Genomic DNA, 23,307 nt, shown 5'->3' on the forward strand with positions numbered 1-23,307 from the left:
ATAGTTATTATCATTTAAATAACTTCATATAAAATTTGATCTACAAATCTCTCATAAATTCACCTAACGCGGTCTGCCAATCAATAATCTCAAACCCAGTATCCTCTGCCTTCTTCAAGCTCATAACTGAATGGCGGGGACGGTAAGCTTTGGCTGGATATGCTGAAGAATCAACAGGAGCGACGCCAACGTCTTCATCCTTTAAGATCTCGGTGGCGAATTCGTACCAGGAACAACTATTTTCATTAGATAGCTGGTAGGTACCGAATAGTTGATTATGATCGACTAAGTAAGTCATAAACTCTGCTAGGGTTCTAGTCCATGTTGGGCGACCAAACTGATCGTTAACGACGGTGAGCTTATCATGGTCCTTGGCAAGATGAAGCATCGTATAGACGAAATACCGTATTTACCAAAGACCCAGGATGTTCGAATGATGTAGTAATCCGCTAATGTTTCTTGGATGGCTTTTTCACCAGCAAGTTTAGCTTTACCATATTCATTCCGTGGATTGGTGGGCGCATCAACTTCATACTCGCCTTCATTGGTCCCATCAAAGACATAATCGGTACTGATGTAAACCATCTTAGCGCCAACTCTTTTAGCGGCCTCGGCAACATTACGTGTACCATCGGCGTTTACTTGCCAATTGAGGTCTTTGGCAACATCTTCAGCGTTGTCAACAGCGGTATAAGCGGCACAATGATAGATCACTTCCGGCTTAAGGGCCCTAATCTTCTCATTTACAACGGCTTGATCAGTGATATCCATTTGGTTAGAATCAAAGGCGTCATATGTAACTCCGCGTTCATCCAATAGATTCCGTAATTCCGAACCTAGTTGACCATTGGCACCGGTAATTAAATTTTTTCATTTTTACCTCTCCCAATCATTAAACAAAAGGCGATATCTAAAAGAAAAGACATCGCCTAATGCAATTATTTAGCTACCATATTAGTATAAAATATCTTCTAAAATTTTGGTAGTAGTTTCCTGCAATAAATACAGGTTCGACACACATATTACAACATTAGTGTTAAGAAGAAAAAGGCGTCTTTTGACAGACGCCAATTCAATGAAGTTTAATTATGTTGCTTAATCATTGTAGCAAAAACACAAACATAATTCCATATTATTTAAGCCAATCTATTGACCGTTCTTCGCATACTTCGCTTCAACCGCGGCTTTTTCATCTTTCCACCAATCTTGGTGTTCCGTATACCAATCAATCGTGTGTTGTAAGCCGGTCTTGAAGTCAGTGAATTCGGGCTCCCAACCGAGTTCAGTCCGGAGCTTCGTTGCATCAATGGCATAACGCAAATCGTGCCCGGGACGATCTTTAACTTGATCATAGGCATCTTTAGGTTGGCCCATTAACTCTAAGATCATTTCCAGAACTTCTTTGTTGTTCTTTTCACCATCGGCTCCGATGAGATAAGTCTCACCGATCTTCCCCTTGGTCAAAATATCCCAAACCGCCCGCGAATGATCATTAGTGTGAATCCAGTCGCGGACATTCTTACCGGATCCATAAAGCTTGGGGCGAATACCGCTCAAGATATTAGTAATCTGACGAGGAATGAACTTTTCAATGTGTTGGTAAGGGCCATAATTATTGGAACAATTGGAAATCGTCGCCCGTAAACCAAATGACCGGACCCAGGCCCGTACTAACAAGTCGGAGCTAGCCTTTGATGAAGAGTAAGGACTTGAGGGCCGATATGGTGATTCGGGAGTAAACTTTTCTCCTTCCCCTTCACCATGACCGGGTAAGTCTTCCCGCAATGGTAAATCGCCATAAACTTCATCCGTTGAAATATGGTGGTAACGGACGTCATACTTCCGACAAGCATTGATTAAAACTGAAGTTCCGACAATATTAGTTTGGATAAATGGAGTGGGATCAATTAAGGAGTTATCGTTGTGACTTTCCGCAGCATAATGAACGACCGCATCAGCGTTGCTTACTAATTGATCAACTAAGCCCTGATCACAAATATCCCCAACTACAAGTTCAACTTTATCCTTTGGCAAGCCAGCAAGATTGGCCGGATTACCAGCATAAGTCAGTTTATCTAAAACCGTAATGTGTTCAACTTCCGGGTGGTGGTTAACAACGTAGTGAACAAAGTTGGAGCCAATAAAACCGGCTCCTCCTGTAACAATAATATTCTTAAAAGTTTCCATCATGACCTCGCTTAAATTTCACCATAAACAAATGGGGTGTCTTTTTCAAATTCAGTTAAGGTTGGTTGTGCAGCAAATGGCCTTATCAAATTTAATTGGCCAGTCATCGTAATAGTTATTACACTTGTAAACAAAGTTAACGTTATCAGCTAAGTTCAAGAAGCCATGCGCAAAACCGCGCGGAACCAGGAGTTGACGGTGATTACTTGCTAATAAGATGTAACCTTCCCATTGCTTATATGTTGGTGAACCTTTCCGTAAATCGACAATCACATTAAGGACGAGGACGGTCCCAGTACCAATTAAATTCTCACTAACAGTAATTGCCTTAAAGTACCTCACGTGATGGAATCAAGCATATAATGAATTTCGGCTATTTTATTTAGTAAAACTTCTTATTCTTTTTAAGATTAGGCTAAATCCACCTGATCGAGAATAAAACAATATTACTAAGCTCAAGCTAGTTGCACCAACAATGAGTGCTTTAATAAGTAACATACCCCAATTATCAGGTATAAATTTACCAATAGTCAAAATTTCCAATCCAGAAATAATGATAGTTATAAGCATGTTAATAATAATGTGACGAAAATAAACCCAGCTAGACTCGGAAAAATATTTCTTAAAAAGTAAAACTGGTTCATACCAAAAATAAGTAACTAGCCTAGAAATAGCAGAAGCAAGCAAAACACCAGTAATCCCCATCTTCTTGGCTAAATAAATTGATAAAACAACATTAATAATAGCCGTAATTACCATAACATACTTCGTTTGCTGATAAAGGCCTGTTGCTTCTCGATAAACCCAGATTGGTAATAAGATTATTCCTAAATAAAAATTAAGGAGTATTGCACAAAGAGTATATGAACTTAAAACATAGCTCTTTCCCAACCAAAGTCCTATAAAATCTTGAGTAAGCAACATTAAACAAATTACACATGTAGTTGAAAAAATTGAGCTAATTGACTGCATAACTAGAAAGACCCTATATCTTTTTTCTGGCATTTCCTTTACCACTAAGTTACCTAAACTAGCAGTTAGAGAATAAAAAATTGTATTGATTAAGCCAGATAATCGTACTGTAATCATTGAATAATTTGAATAATAACCAACCATTCCAGTACCTATCATCACTGATATTATAGTATTATCTGTTGCATTCAGTAAAACACCAGAAATTTTATATAGAAATACAGAATATAAATTCTTAAAAATCTCTTTTACATCTTTTATAGGCATCTCAACTTTCTGATTGATAAATGGATACATTTTCCCTGCTATATAGGAACAATAAAAATTCTGTATATATGTAAAAATCACCTGCACTAACAAATATACAAAATAATTATGTGTTATCCATAAAAATAACGTCATAAACAACGTTTGTAGAATACTAAAGTAGCTTCTATATTTATTTAGAATATAATCCTTTTGATCAGCCGTTAAGATAGATGTCTTATATATAACAAGATATGAGGCAACGGTGTTTGCTAAATACATTAAATAATATAAAGTAATATGCGGAATCGGGTGTTTTAAATTAATTAAGTATTTTAGAAAGGGAACAAGCAATAACCCTATTACAGTTACTGCTAATGCGATTATTCTATATACTTTCCTATATAGATTCGTTAATGCTGCTAGCCGATTGTAATCATGGTCAGCTAAGGGCTTATACATACTATAGGTTAAAGCAACTCCAAACCCCAAATCAGCCAGCGAAAGCATCATTAAGATATCATTAAACAGACCTGATATTCCTAAATAATTTATGCCTAATATAAATATAAAAATACTTCTATTAATGAAGCTTAATAATATTGTAATTATTTGATAGCTAAAACTAAATAGTATATTTCTTATTGAATTAGCTGTTCGAGATCTTTCCATCTATAATTAAACTCTCCCTAAGATGTTCGACTTAAAGCTCTAATCAATTCAGCATAATAACTACTGAAATCAGGCATTGTATATGTTTGTGTCCTGCCATTCATTAATTCATCAATTTTAGAATAAACATTCTTTATATTATCTGTATCTTCTACATAATAAATGTAGGGTATATCTTTAAACCAACTTTCATATGCATTTTTGATTTTATGATTTGAGTTATCAAATACGATCGCTGGTGTCCCAGTAATGATAGAAAAAATCATTCCATGAAGTCGATCAGTAATTATTAATTTAGCCGACTGAAATTCAAGTAATTTTTTCTTAACTAATTTTTCATGATTCCATTTAGTAACCACATGCTCCATCCAAAAAGTATCAGCAGTATCACTTTTTTCAACATTATACTCTTTATTTACTTTTTTTACTAAGTTGATCACATTTTCATTAACTACCTTCTCGACATCACGCCTCAAAAATGTAGTTATTTTATTCTGACGATCAACCATACCACTATTAACCCGAAGGCTTAAAACAATATCTGGCACACAAAAAATATTTTTTAGTTGTATGTTGTTCTTCATAAAGCTCATACTATACTGGTCTCTGAAAAATAAATAAACATTGTTTCTATTTTCTATATTTTCTTTCAACTCGAAGAAACTGCTAGATGAATTCGACAAATCGTAACTAGTAGATTGTGGAAACAATACTATTCTATTATCTGTAAATTCTTTAATCACAGCTATTCTTTGTTCGTCTTGAAGAGGATATATGTCATTCATATTTCCTCCCCCATGTAATGCAATTACGTCAGTAGAATTAATAATCTTCTTAATCACCGGCAACTGCTGATAAACCGCATCTTCTGGAATACTTATAATTTCTTTTGAAGGAAATTGCCTTTTTAAAAACTGTAATTCAGCTAAGCTAATTGCCTGATCACCATAATTCATAAAAAGTGGTGTCCCTAACAAAAATATTCTATTTTTGTCAGTTTTAGGCTTTATTGGAAATTTATGAACAAAAATATTTGTTGAATATAATCCATGTTTAATTTTTTCTCTTAACTTTATCATTAGTTCTCCTATCACATATTAAACGAATTGCAAAATCAAAAATTTTAGAATTAACTCTTAACCATTTTTCCTTTTCCCTTAGATTTAACGAAAGACTATTTTCACGATAAATTTTATTAGATTTCATCTTTAACTTTTGTAATAAATCGGGCCTTTTCGAAGATAGAGATAAATAGTACTTAATATATAGATGATTTAATTTATTGAAATACCATTTTTGAGCTAATGTATTCTCTAGATTTTTGACTATGATAAAAGTTTTATATTCGTCTTCAAATACATACATTTCATCTTCCAAATCTCTGCTTGATAAATTTTTATCTGCTACTTCTGTAATAGATGAGGATCTTTTTCTAAGTATATATGGCGAAGGTGCGATTGAAACCCTTTCTATTTTCTTACAATGACTATATATCTTAGCTGCAGAATTGTTATCCTCAAACAACCTTCCATAAGAAAAAGAAATGTTATTTTTTTTTATAATGTCAGTCTTTACTATGTATGACCATGCCATCTGAGGTATCTCGTTTAACATTAAAGACCGCAAGGCTTCGTCACTAGATAAAAAAATTTTTTCTTTAATATTTAATTTTTTATCTAAATTAGGTAATTGTACAATACTTCTCTCACGATAATTAAAACTAATTAAGTCAACAGTTTTATTCACTTCAAATTCGTTCATAATTATTTCAAACAAATTATGATTTATAACATCATCAGAATCTATGAAGTATATATAATCGCCCTTTGCATACTTTAATCCTGTATTTCGTGCACCTGATAATCCTTGATTTTCTTGAGAAAAAATTTTTACTCTAGAATCATAAACAAAGCTCTCAACCTTTTTTAATGAATTGTCAGTAGATCCATCGTTTACTATGATTAATTCAAAATTGGTATATGTCTGTTTTAATACACTTTCTATGCAAGCTGAAACATAATTCTGCACGTTATAAACTGGCATAATAATAGAAATCAACAAACAAACCTCCCTTTATTCAAGTTTATTTGGGTTTTTAACTTTTATAATATATGGTAAGAATTGATTACGTCCAGTGACGCTTGTATCCCAGTATCTCCAACTGGTCGTGATTAATATAAGTACACATAATAGTCCAACCCAACCCTTTGTCCACTCGGTAGATCCAATTATTTTTACTTGAGAAATATATATTGAAAAAGTAAGAATAAAAATAAAAATACTATTCCTAATAAATCGCTCAAAATCACTAGAAGAAGCTAGTAGAGGTATAAAAAGAATACCAATAAAAAATACTATAGTTAATAACTTTTTTTTGTTTTCTGCATAATTTTCAAGTTTAACGATCATTTTTCTAAACATATAATAACTTATACTTATTGATAAAATATAAAAGATTACAATTGAAAAAGAAGATCCTTGTGTATATAAGTTTACAGACTCAGCACCATTACTTCTTGACGATAGTACTAACTCTAAAGCCTTTGAAAAAATTCTATTAAGATTTCCATAATGAATTACAAATGTTACTATCGGTAATATCCAGATTAAGTAATCCATTATTTTAAGTATTTTTTTATAATCAACTTTGATTAATATAAATAATAAATAGTAAACGAGTCCTGATGTTTGAAATAGCGGCGATATTAATATTGAAAATATCCCTATATATCGAAAAAATTTATTGTTTGTAGATAATAATCCAACCCCACAAATAACCAATGAAAACATAAAGAATTGACGTACTTGTGTAACATCTAAGAAAAAAGGAAAAATTAAATACAAACTATAGAATCCAACTATATTGGGAGTAAGTTGTAATATACCAATTGCCATAGTTATAGAGAACAATGCATATGAAACAATCCTAAAGGCTTCATAAGTAAAACCATTTAAGTAGAAATAATATGATAGGTGCATATATCCACTCTCAAATCTATGGCTAATCGGAGGAAGATTATACATATATTGATATGCTGATGTATCAAAAGAATGGTAAGGACTTACTGTCCCCATTAAGTACACCATACTTATTATGACAGCTATTAAATATAGACAATTTATAATTTTGTTTTTTGTTATATTTAATAACGATAACAAAATACCTATTGAAACTAAAAATATATACAACATTTTTTCACCTAATCGTTATAAACGAGCGTATAATTTTTTTATTATAAGCTTCAGGTTCAAGCGAATTACCGTTTCCTGCAGTTTTCTTCTTAATTTTATTTTTAAGGAAATATATTTTGAATGTTTATTTAGATTAATAAATTGCTCTCTCGCTTTTTGATAATAATAATCATTGTTTTCCAAACAACTTGTAACGATTACAATCATCAATGAAGACATTTTTAGAGCTAACAAAAAATCATAACATTCTTTCAAAGAGGGTTGACCTGACACAAGTTTTAAGATGCTATCATCAACCTCTACAAATTGCCAAGCATTTTCACTAGTCATCGTATGCAGAGCACTGTCTTTACGACTAACATAATAGTAATAAGCATCTTTATTAACACCGATTTTAATATGAGGATATTTTGTCAATACTTCGAAAAAAGCCAAAACATCCTCTTGATATTTTATATCCGGATTAAATTTAATATTCTTCCACAATTCGCGCTTAAAAATATAACAAAATGGATAGCCCCATGCTTGCAAGTTAGAAAAATATTTTATATAACTTTTAACATCCATTGAATTCATTGAAGCTATTGGAGAGTAATCTATTCTCCCATCTTCAATGAATTTCTTTCTGTCGTTAACCTTAATGGCAGAAAACACCTCAATGTCACTAGAATTACTCTCTATTCTATTAACGTATTTTTCGACAAATAACGATGACAACCTATCGTCGCAATCTACAAAGATAATATATTTACCGTTTGAATATTCTAAGCCCTTATTTCTTGCTGATGAAACCCCACTATTAGGTTGACTAATAATTTTAAATCTATCATTACCATTTTTTGCAATGTAATTTTCCATTATTTCCAAACTATTATCTTTTGAACCATCATTAACAAGAATAAATTCAACATTTTTATAAGTTTGATTTTCTAAATCTCTCATCAAGAACAATATATATTGCTCAGCATTATAAACAGGAACAATCACAGTCACATCTGGCATTGGATATTTCTCTCCCTATTGTTTGATTTTTGTTTTAAGTTGTTCCCCAACTACTAACATTAAATATGTAATTGCTGATAGTCTGTATTTACAACATTTATAAAAGAAACGATAGTTTTGAGGTAATTTATCAAAACTAAATTTTTTATAAGCATTAGCATACATTGGATCAGACAAGACATTTCTAATCATTCTATACTTAAAAAAAGAATTTTTGTTTGACATTACAATATTTCTCAAAATTATCAATTCATTAATAACAATCCTATTATTCAACGCCTTAAGAAATTTCTCGTCAAGTTCATACTCAATTATATAATCATGCATTTGACTATATAGCCTCTTATACTGATCAAGCATATTAGCGTTATATGTATGGACAATTGAATTCTCATTTTCCTTAAAATAATAATATTTTGGTTTATTAAAATATTCAGAACTCTTTGCCCTAAGAAAGCAGTTTATGTTAAACCATAAGTCCTCTGAATAAATTTTACTTTTTGCAGTAAACTTGATCTCAGAAAACTTATCAGTTTTGTAAAATTTAGCCCATGCAGTAGATAAATTATCAACAGTTAATGGATTGTTTAATTCTGAATTAATTACTCCATACAACCGTCTCATTACAATATCTCTTGTTTTTACTTCGTCAAAAATAGAAATCTTATTACTAAACACAAATGTATCAAGTTTAATATCAGAATAAATTCGAGAATAAGGTACCATTAGAATATCTACTTCATGAGTACTCAATTCCTCCGCAACACTAGTGAAGTAATTTTTAGATACCCAATCATCTGGATCTACAAATGTAAAATAAGTGCCTTTAATACTTGCTAAGCCCGCGTTTCTTGCGCTAGATAGGCCACCATTTTCTTTATGAATTACACTTACATTACTATACATAGCAGCATACTTGTCTGCAATTTCTCCTGATTTGTCTGTAGATCCATCATCTACTAATATAATATTGATAAAATTATTTCTTGAAGTTATCAAAGAATGCAGACAGCGTTCTAAATAATCTTCACAATTATAGATAGGCACAATAACATCAAAATCTATGGACGATTTACTCATAACTAAAAAACTCTTTCTTATAAATATTTGTCATCAATTTGTCAACGTTTTTTTGACTGAATTTTTGAATTTGCTTATTTAGTTTTGCTTTCCGTTTACTATTCATTGCAAGTTGTATTTTTTGGGCTAGTTCATTACTATCTGTAGGTGATTTTACCAGCAAGCCTATATCATTATTGAGAATATAATCTTTCATTCCTGTATTAGCATTTCCAATCATATATACTCCGTGTACAACACCATCAAGTCCTCCTAGGCCCAATCCCTCTCTCTTTGAAACAAATACATTTAGATCGGCTGCATAATAGAGTCCGTCTAAGTCCTCTAAATATCCTAATAACAGCACTTGTTTTTGTAACCCTAGTTCACTTATCAATTTAATTAACCGATCTTTTTCTTTTCCAATTCCAGCAATTACATATTTTATTTTAGTATTATTTAATCGTGCTATAGCCCTTAAAACTGTCTCATGATTTTTTCTTTTACTTAATTCACCAACAGAAATAAGTAAATATTCATCAGACTTGACACTTAATTTTTTTCTTGTTTGATCTCGTAATTGTTTTTTTCTAAAAGTAGAGACAGTATTGTCAAAATTAATTCCTACTCCTGGAATATAATATCGCCTAGAAACAGGCAAAAATCTTGAAGCCTGATAATCATCTTGATTAATTGTAATTAATGCATCAGTCCACCGAGCATAAAACCATTCAACAGGGAAAAAAATCAACCAGTCTCTTATAGGACCACCCTTAAAAAATTGAAAACCATGAGCTGTATATAAAATTTTAATTTTCATTTTATGAGCAGCTCTACGACCTATAATTCCACCAAGTGGCGAATGGGCATGAATTCCAGAAATCCCATAGTTTTTGATAACCGTACAAACCTGCTTTAATACTTTCCTATTAATTTTATGTGTACCTATTCCTCTCGGAAAATCAATCTGGTGATATGGAACATTCATTTTATTTAAGGTAGCTACTAAATTTTTGCTCAAATTATTAGGAATCGTACCAGGTTTCTTAAAATTCGTGCCAACATGAACTTCAAACCCTAATTTTTTTAAAATTTGAATATTATGCATATTGAATTGTGCAATCATTGAGGCTGTTGTTGCTAAAATTAAAATCTTTTTCTTACTTTCTAAACTCATAAATTAATATCCTATAATAAAAATGAAACATATCATTCTTACCTTACCTATTATTGTTTTCCTTCTTTAATTCCACGACTCTGCAAAACATCTAAAAAAGTTCTACAAATAATTGTAATATCTAACAGCATACTCATCCTTAGAGCATACTTACCATCATAAGCCGCCTTATTTTCATCGGTGATTTCATCACGTCCGTGAACCTGAGCTAAACCGGTAATTCCTGGCAAAATCTTATTAGCTCCATATTCATCACGAAGTTTCAAGACTTTTCCCTCATTTGGAATTAACGGCCGTGGTCCCACAATACTCATTTCACCCTTAAATACGTTAAATAGTTGGGGTAATTCATCAAGGCTAGCCTTTCGAATAAACTTACCAACCGGGGTAATATATGCTTCAGGATTTTCAAAATTCTTCGTTGCCATCTCGTGTGGCGCATCTTGCCGCATTGACCGAAACTTATAGATAGTAAACTCATGATTATTTTTGCCAACTCGTTTTTGCCGGAATAGGATTTGTTCTTTAGGAGAGTCTATCTTAATCACGATTGCAACAATTAACATAGGGACAGCCAACACTACGATTCCAATTAAGCTAAACACAAAATCGAAGAATCGTTTACAGATATCCCTATACCAACTAAAATTACTGATTTGCTCAATATTAGCATTTTGCAATTTTCCGTCCATTTTTATAAATCCCCCCTTTAATTCTAAGAAATTTTATTTATTCGTATCCTCTCCGTAGCCATAGCCATAGCCATAACCATAAGCAGCATCGCCATCGGCATTAACATCGTTCATTACATATCCTAGTAAATTAGCATGTGCTAAGTTAAGAAGCTCAACGGCCCGCTTAACGGCTAATTTTTGGGTTTGTCCCTGCTTCACAACTAAGACAACCGCATCCAGGTGACGCGAAAGAATTTGCGTATCAGTAACTTCTAGCATTGGTGGTACGTCCACAATGACCATATCGTAAATGCCTTTAACCGTATCTAACAATGTCTTCATCCGTTGTGAGTTTAAGAGCTCTGCTGGATTAGGTGGAATTGGCCCTGCTGTTAAGATGTCAAGGTTATCAACCCCACTTGGTTGAATGATTTCGCGTAAATCAACGGAATTAGTACCACTAGTTAGGATTGTCGTTAACCCATGTTGGTTACTTGTATTGAACGTTGCGTGAAGGGTTGGTCGCCGCAAATCAGAATCAATCAATAATACCTTTTGACCAGTTTGCGCCCAAACTACGGCAACGTTATCCGTCACGGTTGACTTCCCTTCACTCACATTAGCTGAGGTCAGGGCCAAACTCTTGATTGGCTTATCAATCGCCATAAAGTTAATGTTAGTCCGAATTGTTCGGAATTGTTCGGAAATTGGGCTCTTCGGATGAGCAACGGTAATCAATTTAGCCCCATTATCCATGGTATCGGTTGATTGTTGTTGTGTTCGATGAAATAATGACATATTCTCTCCTCCTTAAACCCGTCGCTTACCGTTATTTTGACGCCGACTTTCTTGATTATTAACTTTAAAGTCGCGGCTCATCTCAATATGATTTACATGGCCAAGATTAGTTAAGCCTAATTCATTAGTGAGGTAATCGTCATCGTGCACACTGGTGTCCATTAAGTCGCCGATCAGGATGTATAAGAAGCTAAGGATTAAGCCTAATACAGCACCAGCTAAGGCGAATAATTTCTTATTAGGAAATGATGGTTCATCTGGCGTACTTGCCCGTGAAACGATTGTCACATTGTTAACACTCATGATCTTCTTGATTTGTTGCTTGAAGACATTGGCGACAGTATTGGCCACTACCGCTGATTCTTGCGGATCATCAGTCTTAACTTGGAGGGAGAAGACCTGTGAATTTTGTTGGGTTTGCACGCTAATAGCCTTCTTTAATTCAGCTGTCGATAGGTTATAGCTCTTACCGCCACGTTCAACGACTGCCGGTTGGGCTTCCTTAATCAACTTCCGTGTGCCATCCGCATTACGACGGTATTCTGCCGGTTGGGCTGGCTTGATCACCTTCACTGGATTCTTAAGTTGCTTACTAGCCTTACTCAAAATTACTTGGTTCGTAATGATATCCTTATAGGTATTAATCATCTGGATATCCGCTTGTTGATTAGTATAAGCTTGTCCATTATCGTCATTTTCATGCTTTTGGTTAACCAAGATTTCGGTCGTCGCCGTATACTTTGGTACCACGACGAACTGGGCCACAACATACCCCAGTACTCCGGCTAATAATGTCCAGATAATTAACATCTTAATGTGTTTACGACAGAGCATCATTAACCGATGCAAATCAATTGTATTATTCGCTGTTTGTTGTGAACTATTCACGACTTCTACTCCTCATGTATTTAATTTTTTAGACTATTTTGTAACAAGTTAGTGATCCGTTGTTGCTCACTCGTTGGCACCACTTCAAAGGCTTGACCATCTTCATTTTGCCCTCGTCCTTGCGCATGGTCTTGAACGATGTGTTCGTTAGTATCACGATAACTTTGTGCTAACCGCATCATATCATTGAAGGTCAAATCGGTTTGTGAGTTATCAGATACTGACCGTAAGAATGACCGATTAAGGACTGTCTTATATGAAACAGACTTCTTTAATAGCGCCGTAATCACTAACCGTTGTCGTTGCTGACGACCATAGTCCCCTTCAGGATCATCATACCGCATCCGACTAAAGGCTAAGGCCTTTTTTCCATTCATATGGTAGGTTTCACCCTTTTCAAAGTGATAGCCTTCATAATCAAACGTCAGTGGTGACTTCACATCAACCCCACCAACTTGGTTAATGGCCTTTTCCAAACCGCCCATGTTAACCAAGACGTAGTAGTCAATTGGGATATTGAAGTGATCTTGGATCGTATTAATTGATTCCTTGACACCCCCATAGGTATATGCAGCGTTAATTTTTGCGGGTGAATATTGCGGATAACCAGGTAAGTTAACCTTCATATCCCGCGGAAGACTAACAATCGTGGTAGTCTTTCTTTTCGGATTCAAGGTCATGATCATCATCGTATCCGTCCGACCCTTATAATCCCGACCGAGTGCTCCAGTATCAGTTCCTAACAGCAAAATTGATACTGGCCGTTTTTGATCAAGAACTTTTTGCGCATCCCGTGACTTGGTCGCACCGGCATTGTTATACATATCATCTGTCGTGGATTTCAGATTATGCCACGCCATGCCGGCAAAGAACAACGCAACCAATATTAAAACACCAACGACTACCCCAAAGATCTTCCATCCCCGGTGACGCCGATGATGTCTGTGGTGGTGATGGTGATGTTCCGGTTGTTGCATACCATCATCATTATTATTCAAGGGTCGATTATTTTCGTCTGACATAAAAAATTTCTCCCATTTTTGACTAACGCCGTAATTAAAAAAAGTCCACTAGTGCAACAAGTTACATTACTGGAAACCTACACTAACAATGGTAAATAACGAGTTACGAACTTTTTTAATATCAGTTGTCAGTCAATCAAATTTATAATTACTTAATACATTATTAAGAATGTAACATCGATAGTCAAGGATGAATTTCATAACTTTTTCACATTTTCGTCAAATTATCAAGTCCCTTCTCTCTTTCCTTGTGATTATATCAGCCTTTTAACGGGCTAATTGCGAATTCTTATCGTTAATCACCTGTTTATTTCATTTTAGTTACAAATTTAAATTTGGTTGTTTTGCCTAATAAAAAAGTGCCCAGGAAACTTCCTTAGGCACTCACCGTTCGTTACATATATTCATTAAGCTTCTCATTATACTTTATCAGTTCTGACATACTGGCATCTTTTTCCGGCTCAACGATCTGCGTGGAAACTCGGTTAGCAGAGTCATCCATTTGTTGTCGCCCCCAGATGCTCATGGTTAGGACCATGTTACGCAAGTCATTACCATCGTCAGTCAATGAATACTTGTTTTCTTCATCAACAACCGGATTAACAATTCGCAAGTTCTGCAAGGATGTTATTTCTTCTTTAAGAGCAACATCTGTCAACTCTGGTAGCAATTGATGTAATTCTTCAATGGTAAATGGCCGAAAGCCTAACCAAAAGATAATCCGTGGTTGCCAGCGATCTTCTAAAACATCTAGTGTGTATTTTACGCCACACTCATCTTTCTTTTCAGTCATAAAAATGCTCCATTCTATTACTTAAGCTACTCCTCTTCACCACCTATTATAACAAGCTAATGGACTAATGTTTAATTATTGTCCATTTTTATAATGCTTTTTCCATCAGAACTTATTTATCACCCGTTTTACTTCTTTAACAAGTTCAGCGGGTGTTTCTTCGCCATATACCTTTTTATGAGCCTTGTTCAGGATATGTAAAACTGTTCGGATAAATAGATCGAGTGCCAGCTTACGAAGTTTCGTATAAACACAATAATCACCAAAGTAGGTTCGTTCGAAGAGCTCCCTTTTTACCTTCCCCAGGCGATACATCCAGTATTCAAAGAGAGAAAGCTGGTCATTAGCAACTTCATCAGCGGCACTTACAATTCGCCGAAAAGTGCGCTCAGAAGTAGCAACTTGGACGTGATATTTGTCTCCTGCTCGGCCATTCATAATCATTTCTACCCTCTTATCACTCTCTAACTCACTAGCGTCCTCCATCAGATGAACCATGTAATAAATAACCTGTTCATTTGATGATCCACAAGTTGGCACTAGACGATGGTGACCGGCGACATACCCCCGTGTTTGACAACCGACTTTAGCAAAATGGACTTCCATTTCATACTCATAAATTAGATTCGCCTGTGCAAAACGACTAAGGACATCTTTCAACCGCTCCCGAATAAGCAGCTGTTCTCCATCCACGGTTAAAACAAACGTCCGATTTTGATCATAAGCCGTTAGCAATAAGGTGTTATCCCATTGCACTAGGTAGTTTGCCACCTCCCCATCAATTTTTAATTTATCCAGCATGCTCATATCAATGATTTTACGAACCACAATTATCTCCTCCAAGCAAATCATAAAAAAGTGCAAATTCGTTGTAAAATGGTTCACTTTTAGCTTGAATATTAAGATACTGGGATAAATCTACCCTGTCAACGTCTTTTTAGGACACTTTCGCCCTGTTTTATCGTTCGCTAAGACAACAGATTTTTTGATAAGTTAACGGTACTCAAGAGCTCTTGAGAATATTTTTAAAGGATGTTCTCAATAATGAATTACAAAAAAATTTCTGACGGTTTAACTTTTCTGATGAGCGATAAGCGGATCACGATTGTCCATGGAGTATTAAAGAGTCTCGGGATCTCACCGCGCCGGGACGACTATGATGATTTTGTCCAAGATGCTTCGATTATCTTTGCCCAGGCCTACGCTGATTTCTTACAGGAGACAGATGAGGTCGAAAATGAACGGGACTTGATGTGTTTTGCTTACCAACGGATGCGCTGGCGGTTGCTTGACCGATTACGGCAGCAGCAACTTGAAAGTTTCCTCTTTAATTACACCCTCGACAACGAAGAAGATGATCATGACTATGACGAGACAATGGTTGACCATTCAGCGACCGCCCCATTTGCTCACCTAGAAAATAGCGACTTTCTTAACTACCTCTACCACCACTGTCCCCGCGTTCAACAACGATATTTGATCGCTAAACTCAACCACCATTTGAGTGACCGGCAAATTGCGGATGAATACCAGGTTAGTCGAGCAGCCGTTTCGCAGTGGCGACGCGGAGTAATTACCCGTGCCCACCAGCTTCGTGCTAAAATGAAAGGAGAGTTTTGAGGTGAGAATGTGGAAAAACATAAAATTGACTGCCAAGCTAAGTGGCTCCATATTAAGTATGATGGCGAAGATCGCGATGATGAGTGCGTTAATGAGCTTAGCATTTATCAGAACGCTGACGAGTCTGAGCTGCAAATGCTGGTGTCAAATATTGATTTTGATAATATCAGCCATGATAATACTTTTGCGCTGACAAAGGAGGACGCGAGGGTATTGATTGACTACTTGCAAAAGTGGATAGAATAGAAAAAACAGGTCTGGATTGCTCCAGGCCTGTTTTTTCTATTCGCTTATTTGATCTTTTCCCGATCAAAACTTTCACCCAACATCTTCCAATAATCCATGATCATTGCAAAGTCAATCGGGCCTTGAATTCCGAGGTCGAGTTGGGTAATCTTTTGTAATTCATTACTTAATAAGACCCGGAAATCAGTTAATTTAATAATCGTCGAATGGGGCGATGGTGGTACCAAATTAAGGACGTGATCCATGAGGTCTTCAATTAAACCAGCATAGAAGTCCATTAACTCATCGCTTGGCAAGGCGGTTGGTTCTAATAAGTTATCCCGTTCGTTATTAAAAATCTCATACCACCGTGCCATGGAGTTCCAATAGGCATTATAAAGGCGTTTGCTCTCCTTATCAGCATATTCTAACTGGTAACGGCTTAAAACTTTCCATTGTTCTAACAAATCAACATAGAGTGATTCATGAGGGAAAGCCGTATCTTCTCGGTTTTCCTTAATAAAGCATGCCAAATCATCAGTCATCTGAACCGGTGTTTTCATTTTCATTTCTCTCATTTTCCTTTTATATTAGTTTGTTGAATGGTGATCGGTATTTTTAATTAATTTTTCCCATAAAACTGCGCAGCTGCAATGGCACGTTGCCATCCCCGATACAAGTCAGCTGCCTCTTGCGGATCCATCTGCGGATCAAACTGGTCGCCAATCCGCGATAGCTTTCGTAACTCATCCTGGTCTTCCCAGAAATCAACGGCCAAGCCAGCGAGGAAGGCTGCTCCCAGGGCGGTTGTTTCTTCCATCGCTGCCCGCTTGATTGGCGTTTGTAAGATATCGGCCTGGAACTGCATCATGAAGTTGTTCCGTGATGCTCCCCCATTAACCGTCAGTGCTGTTAATGGTAACTGGGTATCCTTAACCATCGTATCGACAACATCTTTGGTCTGGTAGGCGATTGCTTCCAAAGTCGCGCGAATGATATGTCCCCGCTCAGTTCCTCGGGTAAGGCCAAACATTGCGCCCCGCACTTCCTGATCCCAGTACGGTGCGCCCAATCCTGTAAAGGCTGGGACAACATAAACGCCACCTGTTGTCTTGGCATCGACAGCCATTTGTTCGGACTCGCTTGCCTTATTAAACATCTTAAGGCCATCCCGCAGCCATTGAACGGCAGAACCGGCCACAAAGATACTCCCTTCAAGCGCGTAATGGGTTTGTCCGTCCAAGCCGTACGCAATTGTCGTCAACAAGCCATTATCTGAAAGCGTGGGTTTTAGCCCCGTATTCATAACGATAAAGGCGCCGGTCCCATAGGTATTCTTGATCGACCCCTTATCATAGGCCGCTTGACCAAAGAGGGCCGCCTGTTGGTCACCTGCAATCCCAGCAATTGGAATCTGCACCCCATAGAAGTGGTAGTCGCCAGTATAACCGTAAATGGCTGAACTTGGCTTTACTACTGGCAAAAGCGACTGCGGAATATCAAGCAAGTCAAGGATATCTTGATCCCAGTCGAGGGTATGGATATTAAAAAGCATCGTCCGGCTGGCATTGGTCACGTCCGTTGCGTGGACCCGCCGTCCCGATAAATTCCATAGTAACCAAGTATCGATGGTTCCAAACATCAGGTCTCCCTTTGCTGCTTTTTCCCGAGCCCCAGGGACATGGTCAAGGATCCACTTGATCTTGGTGGCCGCGAAATACGAATCAATCACCAAGCCAGTCTTCTGGTGGATCATATCCTTATAACCATCTTTAATCAATTGTTCGGCGATGTCGCTCGTTTGCTTCGATTGCCAGACAATTGCGTTATAAATCGGCTTACCGGTATGGCGATCCCAAATAACCGTCGTCTCCCGTTGGTTAGTAATCCCAATTGCCGCAATCTTATAGGGCTTGATCTGGGACTTAATCATTACATTTGAAATCACTGATTGAACGCTATCCCAAATCTCCAGGGGATCATGTTCAACCCACCCCGGCTGCGGGAAGTATTGGGGAAATTCCTGCTGACTGATCGCAACCTTATTTCCGTCATGGTCAAAGATAATCGCTCGTGAGCTCGTCGTTCCCTGGTCAATCGCCATGATATATTGTTGTTCACTCAATTATATTCATCCTTTCGCTGCTAATTGCGAGCAGTTTCTACCTATATAATAGGAAGAAACTTGATGGATTTTAGATCATACAAAAAAGCCACCGTGCAAAGACTGAACTGCCTCCCCCGATGACTCTCTTGTTGTTACTTGTCGCTGACCATCTTACCAGCTACACTATAGCGGTCTTTGCGCATCTCATTCAACACGATATGCACCCGTTCGGCAGGAACATTGGCATCCTTTGAAATTGCTGCTGTAACATCCTTTACGAGAGCCTTTAACTGCTCATCGGTCCGGCCTTCAATCAAGTCGATATGAACTAATGGCATAATCCGTGCCTCCTTCTAAATTCATTTAAAATCTTACCATAAGAGCGCTTTTCCGGCAATTACATTAGGTCAAAATATTAAATTATTTTCGCCCTTGTAAATTTTCCCGGACTTCCTCAGCTGCTTGGCGGTCACCAGTAAAGAGAATATGATCGCCGTATTCTAGCACTGTATCCCCGTGCGGATCAATTGGCTTGTGGTTTCTGAAGATTCGACTAATCGTAATTTTGTTAACAAACGGTAACGTATGCAGTTCGCGTCCACTATACCGGCTGTTTAACAGTGTAGCCTCATATAGTCCCGCCTCGGTATCGGTCAACATCCGCAAGATCAATGGTGATTCAATCAAGGCCCGCAAGACACTGCTCTGGACATTGAAACTATTAAAGATTTCAATTCCTTTTTCACGAAGAGCACTAACATCTTTGGGATCGAGACGGGGATTATTTTGACTAGCAATCACCCGTTTTACCCCATGTTCTTTGGCGATCTGAGCTAACCGCGCGGACTTATGATCATTTAAGAATCCAACAACGATAATGTCACAATCAAAGTAGCCACCTTGCTCAAGGGACTCCGCGTCAAGTTTAGGCATATATTCTAAATGTTTCACCTGACTATTATAAGTTTTAAAGTTATTTTCATTATCCGTAACCATCCGCACATCATACCAATTCTTATATAATTGTTGGGAAATCGGGACAGTTAAGGTATTGGTTCCGATAAAGTTTACCTTTTGTTTGATTAAGTCTGCCTTCTCAAGTTTGTAGGTTGAATTAAAGACAATCGGCGCAATGATACAAACAATAACAGCGGCCAAAGTGAAAGCAGCTGATTGCGCTTGGGTAATTGCATGCAGGTTGCGAGCAACTTCCAAGGTTGGTAAAACCAAAGTAATCGTCGTTGCTACCAAGAAACTGCCCGCAAATGAGTTCCGAAGCTTAAATCGACGGCGATAAATTATCATGGTTGGCAATTTTGCCAAGATAAAGCCGATGACCAGGATTGGAATCAAGGTAACAGCCTGCCGATTAGCAAATAAGTTCTTTAGGTCAAGTCGGTCCCCGGTCATGATAAAGAAGAACGGAATTAAGAACCCATAACCAATGGAGTTAAGCCGGTCTTCCGTAGTCTCACTCGGTTGAAGCAATTTCATAACCATTCCTGCTAAGAAAGCCCCAAGAATATTTTCCGCACCGACTGTTTCCGCAATCGTTACCAATGCAAAAATCAAGAAGAAAGCAAGGCGAATGTCTAGCTGGGTTGTTGATTTAGAAATTTTGTTAAACCAGACATATGGTTGCTTGAAACGGCGCAAAAGAACAAAAGCAGCTAAGAAAAGCAAAACGATCAGCCACAGTCGCCGAGCGTTTCCCCCATTAATTGAGGCATAAAAAGTTAATGCCAGCATCGGGACAACTTCTCCTAAAACAGCGGTTAAAAGGATCGTCTGTCCGACCGGCTTTTGTAAAATATCTTTTTCCTTAAGCGTCGCAATAACTACCCCAAGGGCAACTGTTGAAAAGATAATCGTTGCTAAGAGAACGTCATTGAATAAGTGCAAGCGACTAATTATGATTGCAATAATCAGAGCGGTAGCAATAATGAGGCCAAATGCTTGCGAGGCCATCACGACTGGCGATTTACTATCACGTTTTTTCCCAGGTATTTTCCGGAATAGGTCAAAATTAATTTCCATCCCGGACAAAAACATTAACATAATGACCCCCATCGATGACATCATATTAAGGGTCCAGTTGGGGTTAACGATATTCAAGAAACTTTTCCCGAGAATAATTCCCGTAATAATTTCAGCAATGGCGGTCGGAATTGAAGATACCCTAAACCGCGCCATAATAATAGGAATAATTAACGCCGCTAACATAACGATTAACAGTGATAATTGTTGCATATTTTCTTTCTCCCTTCCTATTTTATACAGCAATATTATATACTTCTTAACTTGAAATTAAAATATTCTAACTAAATCGACTTAAATCATGGTTCGCGGTACAATTAATATATTATACAAAAGGAGAATTTATTATCTATGGGGAATAAATTAACTGCATGTACAAGTATATTAATTGGAAAGGATGCCAGTATTGACGGCACGATCATGATTGGTCGAAATGAGGATGCGAAGGCAGCGTGGCCCAAGCACATGGTCGTTCATCAACGTGGCGAAATGCCAAGCCACTTTATCTCTAAGGATACCCGTTTAGAGCTCGATTTGCCAAAAGAAAGTGCTCAATACACGGCCACTCCCGAATGGACAGATAAAGATGGTTTATTTGAAGAAGACGGGATTAATGAATACGATGTCGCAATGAGTGCAACCGAAAGTGCTTATTCGAATGCTCTTGTTTTAGGCTATGATCCGCTGGTTGAAAATGGCCTAAACGAAGAAGCGATGATCACCGTGGTGCTACCATATGTCAAAACTGCTCGTGAAGGGGTTCAACGGCTCGGTAACTTGATTGCGAAGTACGGAACTGGCGAAACTAATGGAGTACTCTTCGCTGATAATGACGAGGCCTGGTACTTTGAAACGGGCGCTGGCCATTATTGGGTTGCGCAACGAATTCCGGATGATTCATACGCGGTGGTGGCAAACCAGCTAGCAATTCAGGAAATCAACTTTAATGATCCCGATAATTTTATGTTCCATCCTGGGATTCAGGGATTTGTTGAGAAACATAATTTAAACCCAGATCCCTCAACATTTAATTTCCGGAAGATCTTTGGGACCGCTGATCGATCAGACGCAATTTACTCTGAACCGCGGGTATGGGCTGGTCACCAAATGTTTAGTCCTAGACAAGCAACTGATGAAACACCGGAATCAACTGAATTGCCATTTATCATGAAGCCGGACCATAAGTTATCGATTTTTGATGCTCAAAGTTATCTCAGTAACCACTATGAAGGCACTGAATTCGATCCCCTTGGTCACTGTGAACACGCTCATAAATACCGGCCAATTAGTTTAGCAAAGACCCAAGAGTCGCATATTTTGCAAATGAACCGGCCGGGCGCCAATATTCATTGGCTGGCGATGGGAGTAGCGGCAGAAAGTACCTATGTGCCATTCTTCAACGGTATTACTGATACGCCAGCCCCTTACAAGCGTGGTAAGTTACCGGCCCAACTGAACTCCGCTTACTGGATTTTCAAGCATGCTAGCGTGTTAGTTGATAGCCACCTGCACGACTTTCTTCCTTTGTTACGGGACGTACAAAAAGAACGAAACGCCGCGGCCATTAAGATGATTGCGGAAACTGATCGTCGCCTCCCGAGCCTTAAAGGTGAAGCACGAGCAACCTTCTTAACGCGGCAAAGTGACGACTATGCGACCGATACTTTAAATGCTTATAAGAAGTTAAGTCTTGAATTGATTACCAAGATGACTGATTATTGTGAATTAAACTTTAATACAGATGAGAACCTGTAAGACAAAAAAGAAGCAGCTCCTAAGTTGGAAATTCCAGCTTAGGGGCTGCTTTTTGTATGCACCTAATTATTTATTATCTTTGTGGTGTTTTTTCTTCTTCGCAATTAACAAGAGTAAGATTGCTTCTAATGACATTAGACCAAATAATTCAGCCGTTGTTTGACTGGCATTACCAGTTTGTGGAAGCTTCTTATTTTGCTGACTGGTCTTGTTTACATTACTGTTTGCAACTGAGTTTTGGGCAGTTAAGTCAACAGTTGTGTGCTTATCAGTAACAGATGCATTTGTATTTTCAAGACCTGAAGTATTTGTACTATTAGTAATACTCAAACTCAATGAAGCCGAGCCGTTTCCAGACCCATTCGTTGACATTGAACCAGTGCCACTGTTATCTGGGAATGGCGTTACTGATGATTGACTACCGCTAGTAGGTTCGGATCCATTAGTAGATGAAGAATTACTAATTGAAGTTGAAGTACTTTCACTAGGATTAATCGATGTGCTTCCACTTGTTGAAGGTGAATAACTAGCACTTGTTGATGCAGATGTGCTTGAGCTTATTGAAATCGATTCACTCGTACTAATCGACATTGATACTGAATCGCTGATTGATTCAGATGGGTTATCCGGTTGTGGATTTACCGGTGAGCCACTGTTTGAGGTTGAGGAACTGATTGAAGCGGAAACTGATTCACTAATGCTTAAGGATGTTGAGGCACTCTCGCTTTGACTGAGCGATGTTGAGGCACTCTCACTCTGGCTGAGCGATGTTGAGGCGCTCTCACTCTGACTTAGTGAGGTTGACGCACTCTCACTCTGACTCAATGAGGTTGAGGTACTCTCGCTTTGGCTCAACGACGTTGAGGCACTTTCACTTTGAC

Annotated in this window: 22 protein-coding genes and 2 pseudogenes; 3 read left to right on the plus strand and 21 right to left on the minus strand. The window is 37.4% G+C overall.

Annotated elements, in window-relative coordinates:
* Nucleotides 1-40: 40 nt before the first annotated feature.
* From rfbD to H5S10_RS00400, 16 genes and pseudogenes are all read right to left on the minus strand, one after another.
* Nucleotides 41-861 (minus strand): annotated as a pseudogene (gene rfbD, locus H5S10_RS00325) (dTDP-4-dehydrorhamnose reductase).
* A gap of 285 nt (nucleotides 862-1,146) precedes the next feature.
* Nucleotides 1,147-2,187: a dTDP-glucose 4,6-dehydratase gene (gene rfbB / locus H5S10_RS00330; RefSeq protein ID WP_182588342.1), complete on the minus strand. Its 1,041-nt coding sequence runs from the start codon at nucleotides 2,185-2,187 to the stop codon at nucleotides 1,147-1,149.
* Between the two features lie 11 nt (nucleotides 2,188-2,198).
* Nucleotides 2,199-2,493: pseudogene (locus tag H5S10_RS00335) on the minus strand (dTDP-4-dehydrorhamnose 3,5-epimerase family protein); the annotation flags it as partial.
* A 72-nt stretch (nucleotides 2,494-2,565) separates the two neighbouring features.
* Nucleotides 2,566-4,077, minus strand: a complete 1,512-nt coding sequence (locus tag H5S10_RS00340) for a lipopolysaccharide biosynthesis protein (protein ID WP_182588343.1) — start codon at nucleotides 4,075-4,077, stop codon at nucleotides 2,566-2,568.
* Nucleotides 4,078-4,094: 17 nt separating this feature from the next.
* A complete protein-coding gene (locus H5S10_RS00345) occupies nucleotides 4,095-5,156 on the minus strand; it encodes a polysaccharide pyruvyl transferase family protein (RefSeq protein WP_182588344.1) in 1,062 nt (353 codons plus the stop codon).
* Nucleotides 5,131-6,135 carry a glycosyltransferase family 2 protein gene (locus H5S10_RS00350; protein ID WP_182588345.1) on the minus strand — a complete coding sequence of 335 codons (1,005 nt, stop codon included), beginning with the start codon at nucleotides 6,133-6,135 and terminating at the stop codon, nucleotides 5,131-5,133. The genes H5S10_RS00345 and H5S10_RS00350 overlap by 26 nt, the downstream gene beginning before the upstream one ends.
* A gap of 15 nt (nucleotides 6,136-6,150) precedes the next feature.
* Nucleotides 6,151-7,269: an EpsG family protein gene (locus tag H5S10_RS00355; RefSeq protein WP_325064747.1), complete on the minus strand. Its 1,119-nt coding sequence runs from the start codon at nucleotides 7,267-7,269 to the stop codon at nucleotides 6,151-6,153.
* 15 nt (nucleotides 7,270-7,284) lie between these two features.
* Nucleotides 7,285-8,271 carry a glycosyltransferase family 2 protein gene (locus tag H5S10_RS00360; RefSeq protein ID WP_182588347.1) on the minus strand — a complete coding sequence of 329 codons (987 nt, stop codon included), beginning with the start codon at nucleotides 8,269-8,271 and terminating at the stop codon, nucleotides 7,285-7,287.
* 15 nt (nucleotides 8,272-8,286) lie between these two features.
* Complete coding sequence (locus H5S10_RS00365) at nucleotides 8,287-9,351, minus strand: glycosyltransferase family 2 protein (RefSeq protein WP_182588348.1); 1,065 nt, start codon at nucleotides 9,349-9,351, stop codon at nucleotides 8,287-8,289.
* Nucleotides 9,344-10,507, minus strand: a complete 1,164-nt coding sequence (locus tag H5S10_RS00370) for a glycosyltransferase (protein ID WP_182588349.1) — start codon at nucleotides 10,505-10,507, stop codon at nucleotides 9,344-9,346. The genes H5S10_RS00365 and H5S10_RS00370 overlap by 8 nt, the downstream gene beginning before the upstream one ends.
* 50 nt (nucleotides 10,508-10,557) lie before the next feature.
* On the minus strand, nucleotides 10,558-11,199 hold the full coding sequence (locus tag H5S10_RS00375) for a sugar transferase (protein ID WP_267905323.1): 642 nt from the start codon (nucleotides 11,197-11,199) through the stop codon (nucleotides 10,558-10,560).
* A gap of 33 nt (nucleotides 11,200-11,232) precedes the next feature.
* The gene (locus tag H5S10_RS00380; RefSeq protein ID WP_182588350.1) at nucleotides 11,233-11,979 is read right to left on the minus strand and encodes a CpsD/CapB family tyrosine-protein kinase; all 747 of its coding nucleotides are present in this window, start codon (nucleotides 11,977-11,979) and stop codon (nucleotides 11,233-11,235) included.
* 12 nt (nucleotides 11,980-11,991) lie between these two features.
* A complete protein-coding gene (locus tag H5S10_RS00385; protein ID WP_182588351.1) occupies nucleotides 11,992-12,867 on the minus strand; it encodes a YveK family protein in 876 nt (291 codons plus the stop codon).
* Nucleotides 12,868-12,887: 20 nt separating this feature from the next.
* Complete coding sequence (locus tag H5S10_RS00390) at nucleotides 12,888-13,889, minus strand: LCP family protein (protein ID WP_182588352.1); 1,002 nt, start codon at nucleotides 13,887-13,889, stop codon at nucleotides 12,888-12,890.
* Between the two features lie 394 nt (nucleotides 13,890-14,283).
* Nucleotides 14,284-14,682 (minus strand): winged helix-turn-helix transcriptional regulator, encoded by a 399-nt coding sequence (locus H5S10_RS00395; protein WP_182588353.1) that lies wholly within the window; start codon nucleotides 14,680-14,682, stop codon nucleotides 14,284-14,286.
* A gap of 105 nt (nucleotides 14,683-14,787) precedes the next feature.
* Complete coding sequence (locus H5S10_RS00400) at nucleotides 14,788-15,510, minus strand: hypothetical protein (RefSeq protein WP_182588354.1); 723 nt, start codon at nucleotides 15,508-15,510, stop codon at nucleotides 14,788-14,790.
* 216 nt (nucleotides 15,511-15,726) lie between these two features.
* Between H5S10_RS00400 and H5S10_RS00405 the strand changes: the two genes are divergently transcribed.
* Nucleotides 15,727-16,302, plus strand: coding sequence for a sigma-70 RNA polymerase sigma factor region 4 domain-containing protein (locus H5S10_RS00405; protein ID WP_182588355.1), 576 nt, complete (start codon nucleotides 15,727-15,729; stop codon nucleotides 16,300-16,302).
* 9 nt (nucleotides 16,303-16,311) lie between these two features.
* Nucleotides 16,312-16,548, plus strand: coding sequence for a hypothetical protein (locus tag H5S10_RS00410; protein ID WP_136001693.1), 237 nt, complete (start codon nucleotides 16,312-16,314; stop codon nucleotides 16,546-16,548).
* Nucleotides 16,549-16,592: 44 nt separating this feature from the next.
* Here H5S10_RS00410 and H5S10_RS00415 read toward each other — a convergent pair whose 3' ends face one another.
* The 4 genes from H5S10_RS00415 to H5S10_RS00430 all read right to left on the minus strand — a co-directional run bounded on the left by H5S10_RS00415 (nucleotide 16,593) and on the right by H5S10_RS00430 (nucleotide 20,884).
* Nucleotides 16,593-17,105 carry a hypothetical protein gene (locus tag H5S10_RS00415; RefSeq protein WP_182586853.1) on the minus strand — a complete coding sequence of 171 codons (513 nt, stop codon included), beginning with the start codon at nucleotides 17,103-17,105 and terminating at the stop codon, nucleotides 16,593-16,595.
* Nucleotides 17,106-17,149: 44 nt separating this feature from the next.
* Nucleotides 17,150-18,652 (minus strand): glycerol kinase GlpK, encoded by a 1,503-nt coding sequence (glpK, locus tag H5S10_RS00420; RefSeq protein WP_182586854.1) that lies wholly within the window; start codon nucleotides 18,650-18,652, stop codon nucleotides 17,150-17,152.
* Between the two features lie 134 nt (nucleotides 18,653-18,786).
* A complete protein-coding gene (locus H5S10_RS00425; protein WP_003663508.1) occupies nucleotides 18,787-18,972 on the minus strand; it encodes a 2-hydroxymuconate tautomerase in 186 nt (61 codons plus the stop codon).
* Nucleotides 18,973-19,054: 82 nt separating this feature from the next.
* Nucleotides 19,055-20,884, minus strand: a complete 1,830-nt coding sequence (locus tag H5S10_RS00430) for a cation:proton antiporter domain-containing protein (protein WP_182588356.1) — start codon at nucleotides 20,882-20,884, stop codon at nucleotides 19,055-19,057.
* A 138-nt stretch (nucleotides 20,885-21,022) separates the two neighbouring features.
* Between H5S10_RS00430 and H5S10_RS00435 the strand changes: the two genes are divergently transcribed.
* Entirely contained in the window at nucleotides 21,023-22,426 is a 1,404-nt protein-coding gene (locus tag H5S10_RS00435; protein ID WP_182588357.1) for a C69 family dipeptidase, read from the plus strand.
* 66 nt (nucleotides 22,427-22,492) lie between these two features.
* On the opposite strand, the gene H5S10_RS10255 is transcribed toward H5S10_RS00435, so the two are convergent.
* A partial coding sequence (locus H5S10_RS10255; protein WP_231795425.1) for an LPXTG cell wall anchor domain-containing protein occupies nucleotides 22,493-23,307 on the minus strand: 815 nt, incomplete at its 5' end.

Source organism: Limosilactobacillus balticus, assembly GCF_014145615.1.
GTDB classification, from domain to species: domain Bacteria; phylum Bacillota; class Bacilli; order Lactobacillales; family Lactobacillaceae; genus Limosilactobacillus; species Limosilactobacillus balticus.